Annotated in this window: 15 protein-coding genes; 8 read left to right on the top strand and 7 right to left on the bottom strand. The window is 36.2% G+C overall.

Annotation, left to right across the window (positions count from 1 at the left end; genetic code table 11):
• Positions 1–107 precede the first annotated feature (107 nt).
• Positions 108–1,205: an MFS transporter gene (locus tag BM141_RS06405; RefSeq protein ID WP_091542005.1), complete on the top strand. Its 1,098-nt coding sequence runs from the start codon at positions 108–110 to the stop codon at positions 1,203–1,205.
• 41 nt (positions 1,206–1,246) lie between these two features.
• Here BM141_RS06405 and BM141_RS22820 read toward each other — a convergent pair whose 3' ends face one another.
• The 4 genes from BM141_RS22820 to BM141_RS06390 form a co-directional block, all read right to left on the bottom strand.
• Positions 1,247–1,417: a hypothetical protein gene (locus tag BM141_RS22820; RefSeq protein WP_177217287.1), complete on the bottom strand. Its 171-nt coding sequence runs from the start codon at positions 1,415–1,417 to the stop codon at positions 1,247–1,249.
• A gap of 13 nt (positions 1,418–1,430) precedes the next feature.
• A complete protein-coding gene (locus BM141_RS06400; RefSeq protein WP_091542002.1) occupies positions 1,431–2,807 on the bottom strand; it encodes a high affinity choline transporter 1 in 1,377 nt (458 codons plus the stop codon).
• Positions 2,808–2,881: 74 nt separating this feature from the next.
• The gene (locus BM141_RS06395) at positions 2,882–4,180 is read right to left on the bottom strand and encodes a DUF5690 family protein (protein ID WP_091542000.1); all 1,299 of its coding nucleotides are present in this window, start codon (positions 4,178–4,180) and stop codon (positions 2,882–2,884) included.
• Positions 4,181–4,282: 102 nt separating this feature from the next.
• Positions 4,283–4,906: a T9SS type A sorting domain-containing protein gene (locus BM141_RS06390; RefSeq protein ID WP_091541996.1), complete on the bottom strand. Its 624-nt coding sequence runs from the start codon at positions 4,904–4,906 to the stop codon at positions 4,283–4,285.
• A 575-nt stretch (positions 4,907–5,481) separates the two neighbouring features.
• Between BM141_RS06390 and BM141_RS06385 the strand changes: the two genes are divergently transcribed.
• The 5 genes from BM141_RS06385 to BM141_RS06365 all read left to right on the top strand — a co-directional run bounded on the left by BM141_RS06385 (position 5,482) and on the right by BM141_RS06365 (position 10,708).
• Positions 5,482–6,879, top strand: coding sequence for an undecaprenyl-phosphate glucose phosphotransferase (locus BM141_RS06385; protein WP_091541993.1), 1,398 nt, complete (start codon positions 5,482–5,484; stop codon positions 6,877–6,879).
• 101 nt (positions 6,880–6,980) lie between these two features.
• Positions 6,981–8,102, top strand: a complete 1,122-nt coding sequence (gene gmd, locus BM141_RS06380) for a GDP-mannose 4,6-dehydratase (protein ID WP_091541990.1) — start codon at positions 6,981–6,983, stop codon at positions 8,100–8,102.
• Positions 8,103–8,173: 71 nt separating this feature from the next.
• On the top strand, positions 8,174–9,106 hold the full coding sequence (gene fcl / locus BM141_RS06375) for a GDP-L-fucose synthase (RefSeq protein ID WP_091542028.1): 933 nt from the start codon (positions 8,174–8,176) through the stop codon (positions 9,104–9,106).
• Positions 9,107–9,139: 33 nt separating this feature from the next.
• Positions 9,140–9,886, top strand: a complete 747-nt coding sequence (locus tag BM141_RS06370) for a WecB/TagA/CpsF family glycosyltransferase (RefSeq protein WP_091541987.1) — start codon at positions 9,140–9,142, stop codon at positions 9,884–9,886.
• A 39-nt stretch (positions 9,887–9,925) separates the two neighbouring features.
• Complete coding sequence (locus BM141_RS06365) at positions 9,926–10,708, top strand: glycosyltransferase family 2 protein (RefSeq protein WP_091541984.1); 783 nt, start codon at positions 9,926–9,928, stop codon at positions 10,706–10,708.
• A 5-nt stretch (positions 10,709–10,713) separates the two neighbouring features.
• Here the strand turns inward: BM141_RS06365 and gnd are convergent, their stop codons facing one another.
• Positions 10,714–11,610 carry a phosphogluconate dehydrogenase (NAD(+)-dependent, decarboxylating) gene (gene gnd / locus BM141_RS06360; RefSeq protein WP_091541979.1) on the bottom strand — a complete coding sequence of 299 codons (897 nt, stop codon included), beginning with the start codon at positions 11,608–11,610 and terminating at the stop codon, positions 10,714–10,716.
• A gap of 168 nt (positions 11,611–11,778) precedes the next feature.
• Between gnd and BM141_RS06355 the strand changes: the two genes are divergently transcribed.
• A complete protein-coding gene (locus BM141_RS06355) occupies positions 11,779–12,315 on the top strand; it encodes an inorganic diphosphatase (RefSeq protein WP_091541977.1) in 537 nt (178 codons plus the stop codon).
• Positions 12,316–12,404: 89 nt separating this feature from the next.
• Positions 12,405–15,689, top strand: coding sequence for a ligand-binding sensor domain-containing protein (locus BM141_RS06350; protein ID WP_091541974.1), 3,285 nt, complete (start codon positions 12,405–12,407; stop codon positions 15,687–15,689).
• A gap of 11 nt (positions 15,690–15,700) precedes the next feature.
• Here BM141_RS06350 and BM141_RS06345 read toward each other — a convergent pair whose 3' ends face one another.
• Positions 15,701–16,441, bottom strand: a complete 741-nt coding sequence (locus BM141_RS06345; RefSeq protein ID WP_091541971.1) for a ParA family protein — start codon at positions 16,439–16,441, stop codon at positions 15,701–15,703.
• A gap of 96 nt (positions 16,442–16,537) precedes the next feature.
• On the bottom strand, positions 16,538–17,221 hold the full coding sequence (locus BM141_RS06340) for a hypothetical protein (protein WP_091541969.1): 684 nt from the start codon (positions 17,219–17,221) through the stop codon (positions 16,538–16,540).
• Between the last annotated feature and the right edge of the window lie 150 nt (positions 17,222–17,371).

Raw genomic sequence — 17,371 nt, 5'->3', positions numbered from 1 at the left:
ACCCATATTGCCCAATATAAGCAGGAATTAGAAACCTTAATTTCTTGGAATTTTCATATCCCTAAAACCAAAACCAATTTTTATTGAGTATAACTCTTTAAAACTCTATGTCGCACTCATTAGCAAATCAAAAAATTAATTGGCAACAACTTTTCAGTTTAGGTGCGCTCAATGCAGCGATTGTCATTAGCTGGATAGCCTATCACAATTATCAACCCAAACTACTTGAAAAATTTGAAGTTACAGACCTCACACTTTTCTTGAATATTGCTCAAGCACTCATTTTAGCTTGCATTCCTCCCTTGGCGGGGCTAATAGGAGATTATATGATTCGCAAAAATGGTAATCATTTTGTTGTTACCACAGTAGGCATTAGCATTACTGCGATGATTTTCATGGCTGTTGCTTTTACTGTGGCAGGCAACCCTATGGAAAGTCTTAAATTTATTCTTCCCGTGATGATAGTGCTTTGGTTAGTTTCTATGAATATCTTTCATAGTCCAGCAAACTCTATGCTGGAACTTTTTGCTCCAGCGCATCGCTTGCCTTTGGCAATGTCTGTGCTGGCAGTGATTACTGAACTGCTATATGCTTTAGAACCCGTAGTTGTGAATATTATAGACACAATAGGGGCAGCTTCTACTTTTATAACAGGCGGGGTTTTATTGCTGATTGCAGGGTTTATTTTCAGGCGCACTACTAAAGAAATTGAGTTTGTGCGAAATACCTCATCAGATGATGATTATAGAGATGACCATTTTGGCAAAATTGGCTTGATAGGTTTAGCCTTTGGTTTAGCAAATGCTATTTTGATGAATGTTTTTCCTGAAATTTTGAACGATAAAATCTCTTTTTTTACATCAGAAAGCTTAGAAGGTAAGCAATATGTTTCTGTACTTTTGGTAATCAGTGCAGTATGCGCTGTCCCCATGAGTAGCTATGTTCAGAACATCGGGGTAAAACGTTCTGTACTTATAGGCTTGGCTTTGGCATTTAGCTTTATTAGTGCTATATTTGCCTCAGAGGTAGAAGTACTTACTGTAATTTCTGCCTTGTTATTTGCCATTGCTTTTAGCATGATTGCTGTAAGTGCCTTTCCCTTTGTCTTGGAGAATGTTAGTGATAGAAATGTTACTTTTGGTACAGGGCTGTTTTTTGGTAGCTTTGAGGTAGCTGACGGATTAATGAATATTTTTTTGACATAATTTGAAAATATTTAACGTAAGTCGTAGAACCTTATTGGGTTTTACGGCTTCTTTTTCAACAAAAAAGGGACACTTACAAACCAACATAACATTCCCATTACCATTAGATTCTTATAGGAATCCAAAGTCATTAGTCCACTAAATACTAAAAATGCAGGAATAACGGTCAGTCCTAAGCCAATAGCCGCAATAATACTTAGTATGATTTTCATATTTTATTGAGTTTTATGTTGTTTTTTCTGATAAACTTCCTACTATCATGCCCAAGATGCTTACTATCAGTCCAATAAGCAAGGCAGGGAAATGCACCACTTCACTGATTTCAAAAAATAACCAAACCGCTAAGCCCAACAGCATAGAAAGCATCGCTCCGCGAGCAGTAGATTTTTTCCAGAACATTCCCCCTACCAAAGGGATAAATAGACAAACCAAATTGACAATAGAAGCATAACTTGCTAATCTATAAACATTTCCTTTGATACTCGCCACGATAACTGATAAGCAAGCAAATACAAATACACAAAATCTAAAAAGTCTAAGTAGTTGCTTATCCGTTAGTTCTTTTTTCAAATAGGGTTTAATTAGATTTTCTGCCAAGACCGTAGCAGGAGCAAGCAACGTTCCACTTGCCGTACTCATAATAGCAGAAAGTAAAGCCCCAAAAAACATTATTTGCACCAAAACGTTAGTATGCCGCATAACTACGCTTGGCAATATTTTCTGTATGTCCTCTTCCAACAAAGTAGGCTCTAACTCTTTGGCACACAATCCTATAAGCAAGGGTAAAGCAGCAATCGTCAAGTACATAAATCCGCCCAGATACGAAGCCCTTACAGCTACTTTCTCATTTTTTGCCGCCATGATGCGTTGTAAAATATCTTGACTTGCGATAGAGCCTAATCCTATCGCCATCCATTCGCTTGCATAATGGCTTATCGCCTCAAAACGAGGTTCGGGGAAAAAGTCAAAAAAACCCTCAGGAGTATTCCCAATCACAGTTGTCCAGCCTCCTGCCTCTGCCATCAAGTCAAAAGCCAAAAATAATAAACCAACAACTATGACTATAGTCTGAATAAAGTCTGTCAAGGAAATAGCCCACATTCCCCCAATGTAAGTATAAACAACAATGATAAATGCACCAATAAATATACCGTATTGGGTAGGAATATCGGTAACTACCGAAAGCATAATTCCCCAAGCTACAAACTGAGCTGCCGTCCAGCCTAAGAAAGATAAAAACATCAGTACGCTGGAGACTAACTCTACTTTCTTGCCAAATCGACTAAGAAAAAAATCTCCAAAGGTAAGCATATCCATTCTATACAAGCGTTTAGCAAAAAAGCCACCTACTAAAAACAAGCATAGAGCCGCCCCAAAAGGCTCTTCTATAATGCCTAAGACTCCCTTTTCTACAAATTCAGAAGTTGCTCCTAAAATAGTTTCTGCACCAAACCATGTCGCAAAAAGCGTAGTAGCCGACAAAAATAAAGGCAAACGCTTACCTGCCACGGCAAAATCGCTGGCTGTCTTAACAAAGCGAGAAGCGTACACCCCAATTAAGAGCGTGAAAATGATGTAAATAATGATAGAGAATAGTAGCACTATGTTCTGGTATTTTTTATTTATCTGCTACAATAATATATTTTGAAAAGCAAATATGTAAAAAACATCTTGATTTATCGCTTAGGAAAGGAAAATTGTATTTGATACTTTCTTAAAAAATATCCGAGTGAAGCCAACATAAGTAAACTTCCTACTATAGATACGATATAACTAATATTAATAAAAAACGCCAACCAGCTTACTTCAAGTTGTCCAAAATTCTTGTAAAATAATACGCTGATGCTACCCAAGTACCCAAAAGAATCTGCCAAATAAATCAAAAAACCTACATTACTTACATATCGGAAAGTGGCAATCAACCTATCAAACAGTACACTGTTAAAAGGCACATAACCTAAATACAAGCCCAAACCTACTAAAATAATCCACCACACGGGACTAATCCATGTTTGCTGAAATGCAAAAGTACTTAATCCTATCAAAAGAAAACCAGCAAAAATCATAATATGATTGATGATAAGTGCATTTTTATTGTCTTTGACTGCCATGACCAGACTCACGCAAATCATCACGCACAAAGCCACTGGCGTTTCTGTAAGGGTAAAAATATTTGCAGAACTACCGTAGCCCAAAGCCTGCCAAATCTCTGCCGCATAGTTATCTCTAAATTCTCTGTAAATAGTTAAAAATATGTAACTTACTATTAGCAAAATTAAACCTCCCAAAAAAGTTTTGACAAAGTTAATTCGCTCTTTAGCATTCATTGGTTGTCGTTTGGTACGGTAGGCTTCGTCTATGGCAGAAGGTGGAGGAAGGTGATCTAAAAGATACACAAAAAAAACCAAAGGGATAGCAAACAGGCTTGCTACTACTAAGGGCATAGTATACTCGGAAAAGCCACCCTTTTCCATTACCCACTTGCCAATGCTTTTGGAAAAGCCAGAGGAAAAAATAAAACTCACTGATAACCCTGCACTTAATACTTCTGTTACTCGCCTTCCTTCCAGATAGCCCAGCATAAAGCCCCAGCCCATACCCAAAGGCAAGCCATTCAAAAACATAAAAATAATATTGTACGGCGGAGCGACAAAAGCAAATCCTAATAGAGAAAAACCTGCAAAAACTACCATGACAAGAATCCCCAAGGCTCGTTTTTCTCCCGACATCTCCGCAATAACTTTAATGCCTATAAACTTAGAAATCATATAGCCAATTACCTGCGCACTTATCAACCAGATTTTGTAATCTACCCCCCATAAACTCACTCCTTCAAAAGTAGCTACCGTAAAAGGCTTTCTAAATGCAAAAATGCACGTATAAGCACAAAAAGCAACTAATGAAGCATACACAGAAAAGAAAAAAGGATTAGCACGAACAAGCCATTGAGAAAGCCAGCGATTTTTTATAGTCATCTTTTGTATTTTTATAGAAAATACAAATAAAACATATATACTTGATAAAATAAAAAAGGTGATAGACAAAAGCCTATCACCTTTTCATTTTTTAGCAAAGTCTTATTGTATGCTATAAACTTGTTCCACTGTTTTCTTCCCAGAAGTTACACTCATAGTATAAGTTCCTCTCTTGAGTTTGGAAAGGTTAAACTTACGAGCATACTGAGCGTCTTGACTTACCTCATCATACACAACATTACCTTTCTCATCTCTCAAAACAATGTTTACATATCCATCATTAGCATTTTGATACGCAACTTTCACGGAGCCTTCATGCAGCTTAGAAACGTATGCGTTAAACTCGCCCTGGGGAGCAGCTACCCCTACCCCTATTTTGTGAGAAGCCTTAAAATCTCCATCTATTACTTCAACAGTGTAAATACCTTTTCCGATAGAAGACAGGTCGTAGTTTCTGCGAACTTCTACTTTGCGTTTAATAGTTTCAGCAAAAGCCAACTTACCGTTAGGGTCAAAAATTTTCACTGTTACATCACTACCATCTTCATTGTCAAAATTCAATCTAAACTTGAGAGAGGATTGAAGTGCAAAAATGCTATAGGCAAATTTCTCAGAAGCTGTTACTTCATAACCCTCATTTGGAGTACCATTGAACGCATAAGCGTTACCACCAATTACAAATGCTAATGCAAAGATAAAAGCAAATAAATTTCTTACAGTTTTCATCGCGTTAAGTTTTTTAAAGTTTTATACACAAATTAATTGACGTGAATGTATTAGTCTAAGAGTGTGCCAATTTATATAAACACTTAAAAAACAGCATCTTAATTATAATATCGTTTATAGATTAAGAAAAAATCAGTTCATTTTCGTACACCATTAGCCCGTTTCCGTACAAAAAAGACCTGTAATGAAAAAATTATACAAAATTATTAGAAAAGTACAATTAAATATTTTAATATGTATTTTTGACAAACTCTATTTTAATTGATATAAATATAGATTTTATCCTATGTTAATATTAAAATAGTCCAATACTCGTAAAGTAAAAATTTTATTCAAAAGACTAAATTTTATTATTAAAATATTTATTATAAATTACTTACATATATAATTTTATCCTTTTACTATGCTATTCACTAATAGATAATCTATCAAAAACATTAAAAAAATTCAAAAAAATATTTTATAAAAATTTCTATTATTTTTTGCAAATAAAAAAAAACATCTTAATTTTGTCATAAATTAATTTAACTCTACTGTGCTTGTATCAAATAATTCATACCTAAAAAGGAATAATTATGAAAAAGCTGTTACCCACTTTTAATTTTGTTGCGTTTTTGCTTGTCATCATTGATGTCTGTTTGATAGATTTCTCATTACGATTAATTTATTATTGGTTAGTAAATCCAGATATTAGCTTTGACGATAGATATTCTACATTTTACACTATATTCTGCGCTACTTGGTTGGTTTCTACTCTTTTTAATCGTGCCTATCAAATAGAGAGATTTATGGAGGTAAATACTATGGCAAAAGACCTAATGCTCACCTATGGTTTCCACCTCTTAATAATGATTATTTATGTGATGAATCTGAGTGTAGGGATTCATGTGGGTTATGTAGTAGCCGTCTATGCTTTAGTAAGTTGCTTGACCTTTGTTTTCAGATTTTTATACATCAATTTCGTAAAGTACTACAAACAATCGGGCATTAACGATACCAAAGTTATTATCTTAGGTACTACGCCTGCGGGAATTACGCTTTACAATTATTTCAACTCTTATAAGTCTTTTGGCTATAAATTCATGGGCTTTTTTGACCAAAAAACTCGCAATAATCCTTATAATCACTTGATTAGAGGAGGGATAGAAGATGTGCAGATATATTGTAAGAAAGAAAACATTGACGAGATTTATGTAGCCTTAGACCAGCCTTCGCCTGAGTTTATCGAGGAGTTACAAAAGTTTGCAGATGCCAATTTTATTTATTTACGCATAGTGGTCAATGAGAATAACAAAAAATATTTAGATGAAAATGTCAATGTATTTGTATTTGATATAATAAAAGTTGTCAGTGTGCGTCGCGAACCTCTCAGTTCCAAAGTAAATCAAATACTGAAACGAGCCTTTGATATTGTTTTTTCTTTTATGGTCATTTCTCTTATTTTTCCATGGCTTTTTCCAATCATTGCCTTGTGTATCAAGATAGAAGACCCCGCAGGTCCTATTTTCTTTGTGCAAAAAAGACCCGGCAGGAAAAATAAACCATTTGGCTGTTATAAGTTTCGTAGTATGAGGGTCAATACGCAAACCGAACAGCAAGCAACCAGAGGAGATAACCGAATTACCAAAGTAGGAGCTTTCCTAAGAAAAACAAGTTTAGACGAACTTCCTCAATTTTTTAATGTACTACTTGGCGATATGTCGGTAGTAGGACCTCGCCCAAATATGCAAAAACAGTTAGAAGAATACTCCAAAACTATTAATAACTATCAATTTCGTCATTTTGTAACCCCAGGTATTACTGGCTATGCCCAAGTAAGCGGATTTAGAGGAGAAACCAAAGAACAATACCTGATGGAAAAAAGGGTAGAGTACGATGTAAAATACATGGAAAAATGGAGTCTTCTCTTTGACCTTAAAATCATTTTCCTCACCGTTTGGAACGTCATCAAAGGAGAAGAAAATGCTTACTAATTTATTAGTCCAAAAGAAATTATAGGATATTTTGAGTAAGAATACTTGTAATTTTTTTTTCTATTAGTAAATTGCAGAGCTAAAAATAATATCCAAACTAAATGAAAAAAGCATTAATCACGGGGATTACTGGTCAAGACGGGGCTTATCTCACAGAGCTACTTATTTCTAAAGGCTATCAAGTGCATGGCATTAAGCGTAGAAGCTCTCTGTTCAATACCCAAAGGATAGACCACCTATACCAAGACCCACACGAAAAAGATTTGAAAGTAGTATTGCACTACGGGGATTTGACCGATTCTACCAATATTATCCGCATCGTCCAAGAAGTACAGCCTGACGAGATTTATAACTTGGGAGCTATGTCCCATGTAAAAGTTAGTTTTGACAGTCCTGAATATACAGCCAATGTCGACGGATTAGGCACATTGAGAATTTTGGAGGCAGTAAGAATTTTAGGAATGATTGATAAAACAAGGATTTATCAAGCCTCTACTTCTGAACTCTACGGCTTAGTCCAAGAAGTCCCTCAAAGCGAGAAAACACCATTCTATCCACGCTCTCCTTACGCTGTGGCTAAAATGTACGGATATTGGATTACTGTCAATTATCGTGAAGCCTACAATATGTATGCTGTAAATGGTATCCTTTTCAATCATGAATCCCCTCTTAGAGGCGAAACTTTTGTAACTCGTAAGATTACAAGAGGGGTAGCACGTATCGCTTTGGGCTTGCAAGATAAAATTTTTCTTGGAAACTTAGATGCCCAAAGAGATTGGGGACACGCCAAAGACTATGTAGAAGCAATGTGGCGAATTTTGCAGCAACCTACTCCAGAGGATTATGTAATTGCTACTGGGATTACCACACGCATACGCGACTTCGTAAGAATGTCCTTCGAGGAGTTGGGCATAGAAGTAGAATTTAAGGGGGAAGGAGCAGACGAGAAAGCCTATGTAGTAGGTTGCGCTAATCCAGACTTCCAACTGCCCATAGGAAAAGAAGTCATTGGAGTAGATAAACGCTATTTCAGACCTACGGAAGTAGATTTGCTACTTGGCGACCCCACCAAGGCAAAAACTAAACTCAATTGGAAACCCAAATATGACCTTAAAGGTTTAGTCAATGACATGATTTGGGCTGATGTAGAGCTGTTTAGAAAAGACAAATACCTACAAACAGGAGGACACGCTACACTACGTTATCACGATGATTCATATTAATAAATTGAATACAATAGCTTTTAACTTTTGCTAAACAAAAGTTGAAAGCTAATTATTTTACCTACTTAAAAATGGAAAAAAATGCCAAAATATATGTAGCAGGCCACAAAGGAATGGTAGGCTCTGCTATCAAACGCAAATTAGAAAAAGAAGGTTATCAAAATATTGTCTATCGTACCTCCAAAGAGCTAAACTTAGAAGACCAACAGGCAGTGCGCCAATTTTTTCACCAAGAAAAACCCGAGTATGTATTTTTAGCGGCAGCAAAAGTAGGTGGAATTAATGCCAATAATATTTATAGAGCAGAGTTCATTTACAATAACTTAATGATTCAAAACAACGTAATTCAAGAAAGTTATTTGCATGGAGTAAAAAAGCTCATGTTCTTAGGCTCTTCTTGCATTTATCCTAAGTTAGCCCCTCAGCCTTTGAAAGAGGAGTACCTTCTGACTGGACTTTTAGAGCCGACCAATGAGCCCTATGCCATAGCTAAAATCGCTGGAATCAAAATGTGCGAAGCGTACCGCAGCCAGTACGGTTGTAACTATATTTCGGTCATGCCTACCAACTTGTACGGACCTAATGACAATTACGATTTAGAGAAATCCCATGTATTGCCCGCCCTGATTCGCAAGTTTCATACTGCCAAAATTAATCATCTTCCCTCAGTGGAAATCTGGGGGACAGGTTCTCCTCGCAGAGAATTTTTGCACGTAGATGATTTAGCAGAAGCCTGTCTTTTCCTCATGCAAAACTACAACGAAGAGCAGTTTCTTAATGTAGGTACAGGGGAGGATATTCCTATCAAAGATTTGGCATTGTTGGTCAAGAAAATAGTAGGATACGAAGGAGAAATTTACTTTAATACTTCAAAACCAGACGGAACGCCCCGCAAGCTAATGGACGTAAGTAGATTGCATAACTTGGGGTGGAAGCACAAGATTCCCTTAGAAGAAGGCATTAAATCTGTTTATGAATCCATAGACTGGAGTAGTATTTTGTAAAAGCACATTATTAGATTCCTTATAGGCACGAGCATGGAAAAAGTAAAAGTCATTAGTTCTCTTATTTCCACAGGTAGTTTCAATGATTTTGTCAATGCTATTTTTGACTTATCAGAAAAGCAAAGCTCGTCTTATGTCTGCTGTGCCAATGTTCACATGGTGATTGAGGCATACCAAGACAAGGCTTTTAATGAAATACTCAACAATGCGGATTTGGTTACTCCAGACGGTCGTCCTATTTCTTTGGCTATCAAATTCTTCGATAAAATTAATCAAGAACGCGTGGCAGGTATGGATTTGATGCCTGCACTCCTTGCAGAAGCAGAAAAACGAGGCAAATCTGTTTATTTTTATGGCTCTACAGAGGAGGTATTAAGTAAAATTAGAGAGCAGATTTACCAAGATTTTCCACAGCTACGCATCGCAGGTACTTACTCGCCACCTTTCCGCCCTCTGAGCGAGGAGGAAGACCAAGCCATAGTCCAGCAAATCAATGAGTCCAAACCAGATTTATTATTTATTTCTCTGGGCTGCCCTAAGCAAGAAAAGTGGATGGCGGCGCATACTGGTAAAGTAAATGCTTGTATGCTTGGTGTAGGTCAGGCATTCTTGACATATACAGGTTTAGAAAAAAGACTACCCAAGTGGGCAAGAGATTGGTCTTTGGAGTGGGCTTACCGCCTTTATTTAGAACCTCAAAGACTTTGGAAAAGATATTTAGTAGGGAATAGTCTATTTTTATTTCTCATTTTAAAACGCTTAATATTTAGAAGTTATTGAAAAACATAACCTTACACCATCTAAAACCACCTCTGTCTTATGATATACATAGTCATTCCCGTTTTTAATCGGAAAAAATTTACGCAAGAGTGTTTATTATCTTTGAGAAAGCAAACTTATCAAGAGTTTAAAACTATTGTAGTTGATGATGGCTCTACCGATGGAACGGAAGAAATGTTAAAAAATGATTTCCCTGAAGTAATTATTATCAAAGGAGATGGCAACTTATGGTGGACAAAAGCTACTAATTGGGGAATAGAATATGCACTTAAAGACAGTGCTATGACTTATGTATTGACCTTGAACAATGACACACTCGCTCCCGTAGATTTTTTGGAGAAGTTGATGCAAAGTGCCAAAGAAAAACCTTTGGCTATCTTTGGAGCAAATCCTGACGAACAAAATACAAGCACTTCTGAATCAGAAGGGAAAAAAACTGGCTTGAAAAGAGTAAGTCATTTACCTGGAAGAGGCTGCCTCATTCCAAAAGAAGTTTTTGAAAAAATAGGCTTATTTGATGAAAAAAGATTTCCTCATTACCTTGCTGATTATGACTTTACCCTCACAGCCCACAAAAACGGATTTGAAGTTTTCTTAAACTATGATGCGTTGCTTTATACTTACCCTGATGAAAGTGGGAACTTTCAAAATAGAAAAAAGAAAACTTGGAAAAACTACTATAACCACCTTTTTCACATGCGAGGTGGAGGAAACTTAAAAGATTTTACTAATTTTGAGTTAAAACATACTACTCCCTACAAGCTACCCTATAAGCTCATCAAAGGCTACTTGAGAAGGTTAATAGGATATTGGATAAAATAACCCACCTATTTGCTTTCTACTTTGTGCCCGCCAAACTCATTTCGCAGAGCAGCAACTACTTTGCCAGAGAAAGTATCTTCCTCTTGGGAGCGGTAGCGCATCATGAGCGAAAGGGCAATCACAGGAGTAGGTACTCCTATGTCTAACGCTGTTTCCAAAGTCCACTTTCCTTCGCCAGAGGAGTGCATGATGCCTTTGATTTTGTCCAAATTTTTATCTTTGCTAAAAGCATTGGCAGTTAGTTCCATAAGCCAGCCGCGCACTACCGAGCCATGATTCCAAAGTTTAGCTACTGCCTCATAGTCAAATTCGTAATCACTTTTTTGCAAAACCTCGAAGCCCTCAGCGATAGCTTGCATCATGCCATATTCTATGCCATTGTGAACCATTTTTGTAAAGTGTCCACTTCCTGCTTTTCCTGTATAAAGTGAGCCATGCTCCACAGATACATCGGTAAAAACCTGTGAGCAATAGTCAAAAACCTCTTTGTCCCCGCCTATCATAGTGCAAGCCCCATTGAGTGCGCCACTTAGCCCTCCGCTTGTGCCGCAGTCTAAAAAGTTAATTTTCAAAGATTTGAGATATTCGTAGCGGCGAATAGAATCTTTAAAATGAGAGTTTCCGCCGTCTATAACTATATCATTTTCGCTAAGTAAGGGTAACAGTCGCTCAATCGTTTCATCTACTACCTTCCCAGCGGGAATCATAAGCCAAATAACCCTACGCCCTCGAAGGGAGGAGGTAAGTTCTAATAAGTCGTAAGCAGGTGTAATTCCCTTAGTGGCAATCTGTTCCACCAGCGATGCACTAATATCATAAGCTACTACTTGATATTTATTTCTCTGAAGATTAAGGGCGAGGTTAAAGCCCATTTTTCCTAATCCTATCAGTCCGATTTGCATGATTGTAATGAGTAAATAGAGTTTTTTTAAATCTATAAATCCCCCGTAAAATTGCTCACTTTTTTGGAGAAAAACATATAAAATTTTGAAATATCAGTTTAAAACTTGAAATTTAGGGGATAAGTAAAAAATTAGGTAATAAATCTCATTAAATTTTGAATAAAAGTAATGACAAATCCATGGCATCAGGTAAGTATTGGACGTAAATATCCTTCAGTAGTACAGTCCATTATAGAAATTCCCAAAGGTTCACGAGCAAAATATGAATTGGACAAGGAATCTGGCTTTTTGCGTTTAGACAGGGTGTTGTATTCCTCTGTTTACTATCCTGCTAACTATGGCTTTATTCCGCGTACCTACTGTGATGACGGCGACCCTTTGGATATATTGGTGATGTCATTGATTAACTTAGAGCCTCTCTGCATAGTAGATGCTAAGGTGATAGGTGTTATGCGAATGTTGGACAATGGAGAAGCAGACGACAAAATTATTGCAGTGGCAAATAGCGATGTCAGCGTAAATCACATCAACGATATATCAGAACTTCCTCCACACACGATTCAGGAGCTTAAAAACTTTTTTGAAGATTATAAAAAATTAGAAAATAAGAGCGTAGTAGTTGAGCATTTTTTAAACAAAGAGATTGCTTATCAGATTGTAGAGCAAGCAGTCATTGACTATAAAGAGAAAATACGACCTTATTAAAATTTACCTGAAACTTTATTTTGCAAAATATATAATTGGGTTAGTACTATACAAAACTAACCACGATGCAGGCAAAATATAATACATAAATGCAAAGAGTAAAAGCCATTATTCTTTTGATTAGCTTGCTTTGTTTTTGGGATATACTCCTAGCACAGGAAGCTATTTTTCAAAAAATAGGGGTAAAAAATGGGCTATCTAACAATAATATTCGCAAGATTCTTAAAGATAAGGATAGCCTGATATGGATTGCTACAGCTAATGGACTGAATAGCTTCGATGGTCGGCAGTTTAAAGAATATAGCCCTAAAAATAAATACTACGAATTTAGTATCTTGGATATACTCGAGATAGGGGATACGCTTTGGCTTGGAATGTATCACGACGGTTTGTATATTTACAATAAATTACTAAACCAATTTACCCACCACAGTAAAGTCCCTTATCTTGCCGGCGTAATGAAAGACGCTGTTTTTATCAATTTCTTTGCCTACAGCCGTAATACTATCTGGGCGGCAGGAGCGGATAAGTTTGGCAACACAATTTTAGTAAAAATAGAGCCTCAGAAGTCCAAAGCTAAAATATTCAATCAGTTTAACAAATTCAAGAATTTTTATGACCGAGAAAATGCGAGCGTTCTTGTGCATCACAACAAAGAGGGTAAAGAAACAATTTGGTTGGGAAGTGTAGAAGGGTTATATGAGTTTGACCCTGATAATGAAACCTTTAAAACTTATTATGTCAAAAATACTTCTAAACAAGAACTCCTTGACGAAAATACAGTAAAGCATATTTCTTTTAGCCAAGATAAATCCCATTTGTTAGTAGGTACAAACAAAGGGCTGAGAGTTTTTGACTTATCTTCTAAGCAATTTTCTAATTTTAATATAAAAGAAATTAGTTATGAAGAAGTCAAATTTGTCTTTGATAGACCTTCTCAGGTATGGATAGGCACACGCAGCGGTCTATTTGTTTATGATACTAAAAACAAGAAAACCAGCTCATTTCAATATAATTCCGCTAATCCACTCAGTATCAGCAATAATTCTATCAATAGTATTCAAGAAATTAAAGACGGGCTTTGGATAGGAACTGCGGGGGGAGGCATCAATATCCTCTCGCTCAAAGCCTCTCCTTTTACAGTATTTACCCCTATACCCAATAAAGAAAACTGGCTACAAAGTACAGCCACTACAGGAATGATAGATGCCCCCTCCCAAGGAAAAAACTTTGCATGGATAGCAACTTACAGCGGTTTGCATTTATTTAATACAAAAACTCAAGAGTTTAAGGTGTTTAAAAGAAAAGGAGGTAAGGACAATAATATTTTTTACAGTATCGCAGAAATCAAGGACAAGGTCTGGATAGGAACGGTAAGGGGTTTATGCTATTTTGATGTAATAAAGCAAACTTTCACGGACTTCAGTGAGGATACCATTTACGGGCTGTCTAACAAATCTATTCATTCATTAACAAAATCAAAGAGTAAAAATGGTAACGATATACTATGGGTAGGAACTTCAAAAGGACTTTACAAAATAGAAATCAAAAGTGAGAACTCTAAACCTATATACAAGATTAGCGAACTTATGCCTGAAGAATTATTCGACCAACTACTAATTACTTCACAAGGCGATAAGCAAACTTTATGGGGGGCGACTAATAACGGCTTGATAGAAGTAGATTTACAGACCTATCAAATCAATATATATAAGCATGACCCCAACAGTATCAATAGCTTATCTACTAATAGGGTTACTTCTCTAACCAAATCCGATGAGCATACACTTTGGCTTGCTTATTCTATCAATGGCATAACTAAGTTTGATGTTAAAAAAAAACAATTCAAGCATTATAAGACAGAAAATGGTTTGTTGCATGAAATGGTACACTCTATACTTACTATTGACCAAGACAATATCTGGATTACTCACGGAGCGGGTTTTAGTCATTTATCTATAAAAGATGATGTCATAGAAAATTTCAGTGAAGCAATAGGGATTCCTATGGACGAGTTCGACGGTTCAGTGTTCTACAAAGACAACAGTGGAAAACTTTACTTTAGCAGAGATAAAGGCATCATTGCTTTCCACCCTGATAGCATCATGGAAAAGCCAATTTTCCCCAAAGTAATGCTTACCTCTCTCAAAGTAGGCAGTCAAGATATTGTATTGGATACGATGATTAATTACAAGAAAAAAATACTGCTAAATGCTGACCAAAATAATATTAGCTTTGAATTTGTCGCCTTAAACTACAGCGATAACAGTAAAATCAAATATGCTTATAAGTTAGAAGGTTTAGAAAAAGATTGGGTGCTGGCAGAGAACCGTACTTTTGTCAATTATACAGATTTAGCTCCTAACAAGTATATTTTCAAAATTCGTTCAAGTAATAATATACGTAACTGGGGAAAAAATATCACTACTCTTGAGATTATCATTTTGCCTCCTTTTTGGGCTACTTGGTGGTTTATAAGTATTTTAGTATTGACTTTGTCGATTGTAAGCTATTTGAGCTTTAAAGCATGGATTGCAAAAGTAAAAGATAATCATTTAGAACTGGAAAACTTAGTAGAGCAAAGGACGCAAGAAATAAAAAGGCAAAAAGAGCAAATCGAAGAAAAACAAAAAGAAATAAACAAGCAATACGGTACGCTTATGGAGCAGCAAGCAGAACTTGTATTGGCAAATGCTACAAAAAATAGACTCCTTTCGGTGGTTTCTGATGACGTGGGTAGTGCTTTGAATATCCTTAAATCCCAACTTGATTCTTTGGGCAGTAGAGTAAAAAATATAGAAAGTAAAGAAATCAAACCAATTACAGAGGAAATGGGAAGAAATCTCCAACATGCTAAGGTGCTTTTGCAAAACCTTTTGCACTGGTCTTTGGAGCAGCTGCACCATACCACTCCGTTTTTTGTATCTATTAACCTTTGGCAAATCATAGAAGAAAACATAGAGTTCTTCAAGGCATTAGCTCGTTCAAATAGTATTACTCTGTATAACTACATCTCCAGAGAAACGGAGGTATTAGCAGATATTAACATTTTAAACTTGGCTATTCGCGACCTGCTTTCTACTTCGATTAAGTTTACCTCTGCGGGCGTGATTAGCATTTCGGCGGAAATCAAAAATGATAAAATGATAGGCGTATCTATTCATTCATCAGAAAGTAATTTGACCAATGAACAAATAATCAAACTTTTAAGTAAATTTAGTACTGAAGACACTTTAGCCATTCATAATGAGAAAGATACAAGTTTAGGGTTGCGAATAGCCAAAGATTACATTGCCAAAATGGGAGGTCAAGTAACTATTACAAGCCATGTGGATAAGGGATTTATCATTGATTTTACACTTCATAAAGCATAATGCCTAGCCACCTAATTCAAAATTTCCTTTGCCAGACTCATATAATCCTCTGCCCCAGCTGACCGATTACTGTAAGTAAAAATATCTTGCCCTACCGAAGATGCCTCTGCTAAGCTAATATTTTGGCGGATAGCTGTTTGGAAAACCTTGCCTTGATAAATATTCCGCAAAGTATCCGCAATATTTTGTCGGAAAATAGTTTTATTGAGTTGAGTAATAAGCATACCCGCTACCTCTAAATCAGGATTTAAGTTTTCTCTGACACTCTCCACCAAGCGTAGGATAGTTTGCAAGCCCTTGACTGCCAAGTATTCTGATTGTACTACTATCAAGATATGCGTTGCTGCAATAAGAGCATTAGTCGTGAGAATACCCAGAGAGGGAGGACAATCAATCAAAATAAAATCATATTTTTCTTTGGCGTTGCGGAGAACATTGCGAAGTTTGAAGTAGCCATTGACATCATTTTGCAGTTTGACCTCTGCTTCTGATAAGTCCAAGTCCGCAGGAATCAAATCAAAGTTTTCTGCTAAGTGATGTATGGGCAGTGGCGTATTTTCTAACATGGATTGGACGATATGCACATTGGGTTCTTCTACCCCAATTGACTGAGAAAGATTGGCTTGCGGGTCTATGTCAATAATGAGGGTCTTTTTCCCACACAGGGAGAGTGCTTTCCCTAAGTTCAATGTAGTAGTAGTTTTTCCTACTCCGCCTTTGTGATTGATGATGGCAATTACTCCTTTTTGCATCTTAAAAAAATTAACTTTTGATGCTCCAAAGTAAAGTAATCTTATTCAGATTCACAAAGTAATTTTACTTTTTCCCTTTTTTTAATCTATCTTATCCTATTTTACCTCAGTTTGCGGGGAGGGGAGAAAATAAACAGGAAGTTCGCTTACAGACGAGAGCAAAGATTGTTGCTTTTTCTTTTTATTTACGAAAAAGGTTGTACCAAATACACCTACCATAAGTGCCACCCAAATATACTCAAAGCCCCAAAGCGTAATCATACCTGTACCTATTTTCAACATATTGAGTAATATTTTTATCCAAAAAGGAGTGCCTACTACCAGCGAACCAATGGTAAAAGAAGGCATGAACTTGCTCATTTTTTGAAGAACTTTTCCATTCATACCTGTATAAGCATAAACCTTAATATGAGGATAAAAATGAAGTTGAGCAACAAAAACGTTCACAAAGTCATCGTAGGTTTCATTTTTTACCCATTTTGTCATTCTAAACAAAGAATTTCCTACTTGATGTTCTGCACTTGCTATTACAACCTTATTCTTTTCATTTTTGAAACGGATAGTAAGAGATTGCACAAATGCGGTTTCTTTGATGGGAGTGGGCAAGGCATCTTGCTTGAATTCTACTTCTTCTATATCTTTGAAAGAGAACTGCTTATTAAAGTCAAAAATTTCATTTCCCCACCAAGAAATTCTTTCTTTTCTTTCGCTTACAAAAATACTGTCCTCCTTTATCTTTATAATAGCGGTAGTACTTTTATAAATAGCTGTTTTTTCCATGTTGAATTAGATTTTGAAGTTTTTAACGAGGTTTTTATGCCATCCGTTGTTTTAAACTTATGAAAAAATTTTATGCACTACCATAGCTCTTTTTTATTCAAAAATACAAAATATCTAACAATGTATGAAAAGATTAGGTATGCAAATTGG

Origin of the sequence: Thermoflexibacter ruber (assembly GCF_900113045.1) — a bacterium.
GTDB classification, from domain to species: domain Bacteria; phylum Bacteroidota; class Bacteroidia; order Cytophagales; family Thermoflexibacteraceae; genus Thermoflexibacter; species Thermoflexibacter ruber.
This window is presented reverse-complemented; position numbering and strand designations above follow the sequence as displayed.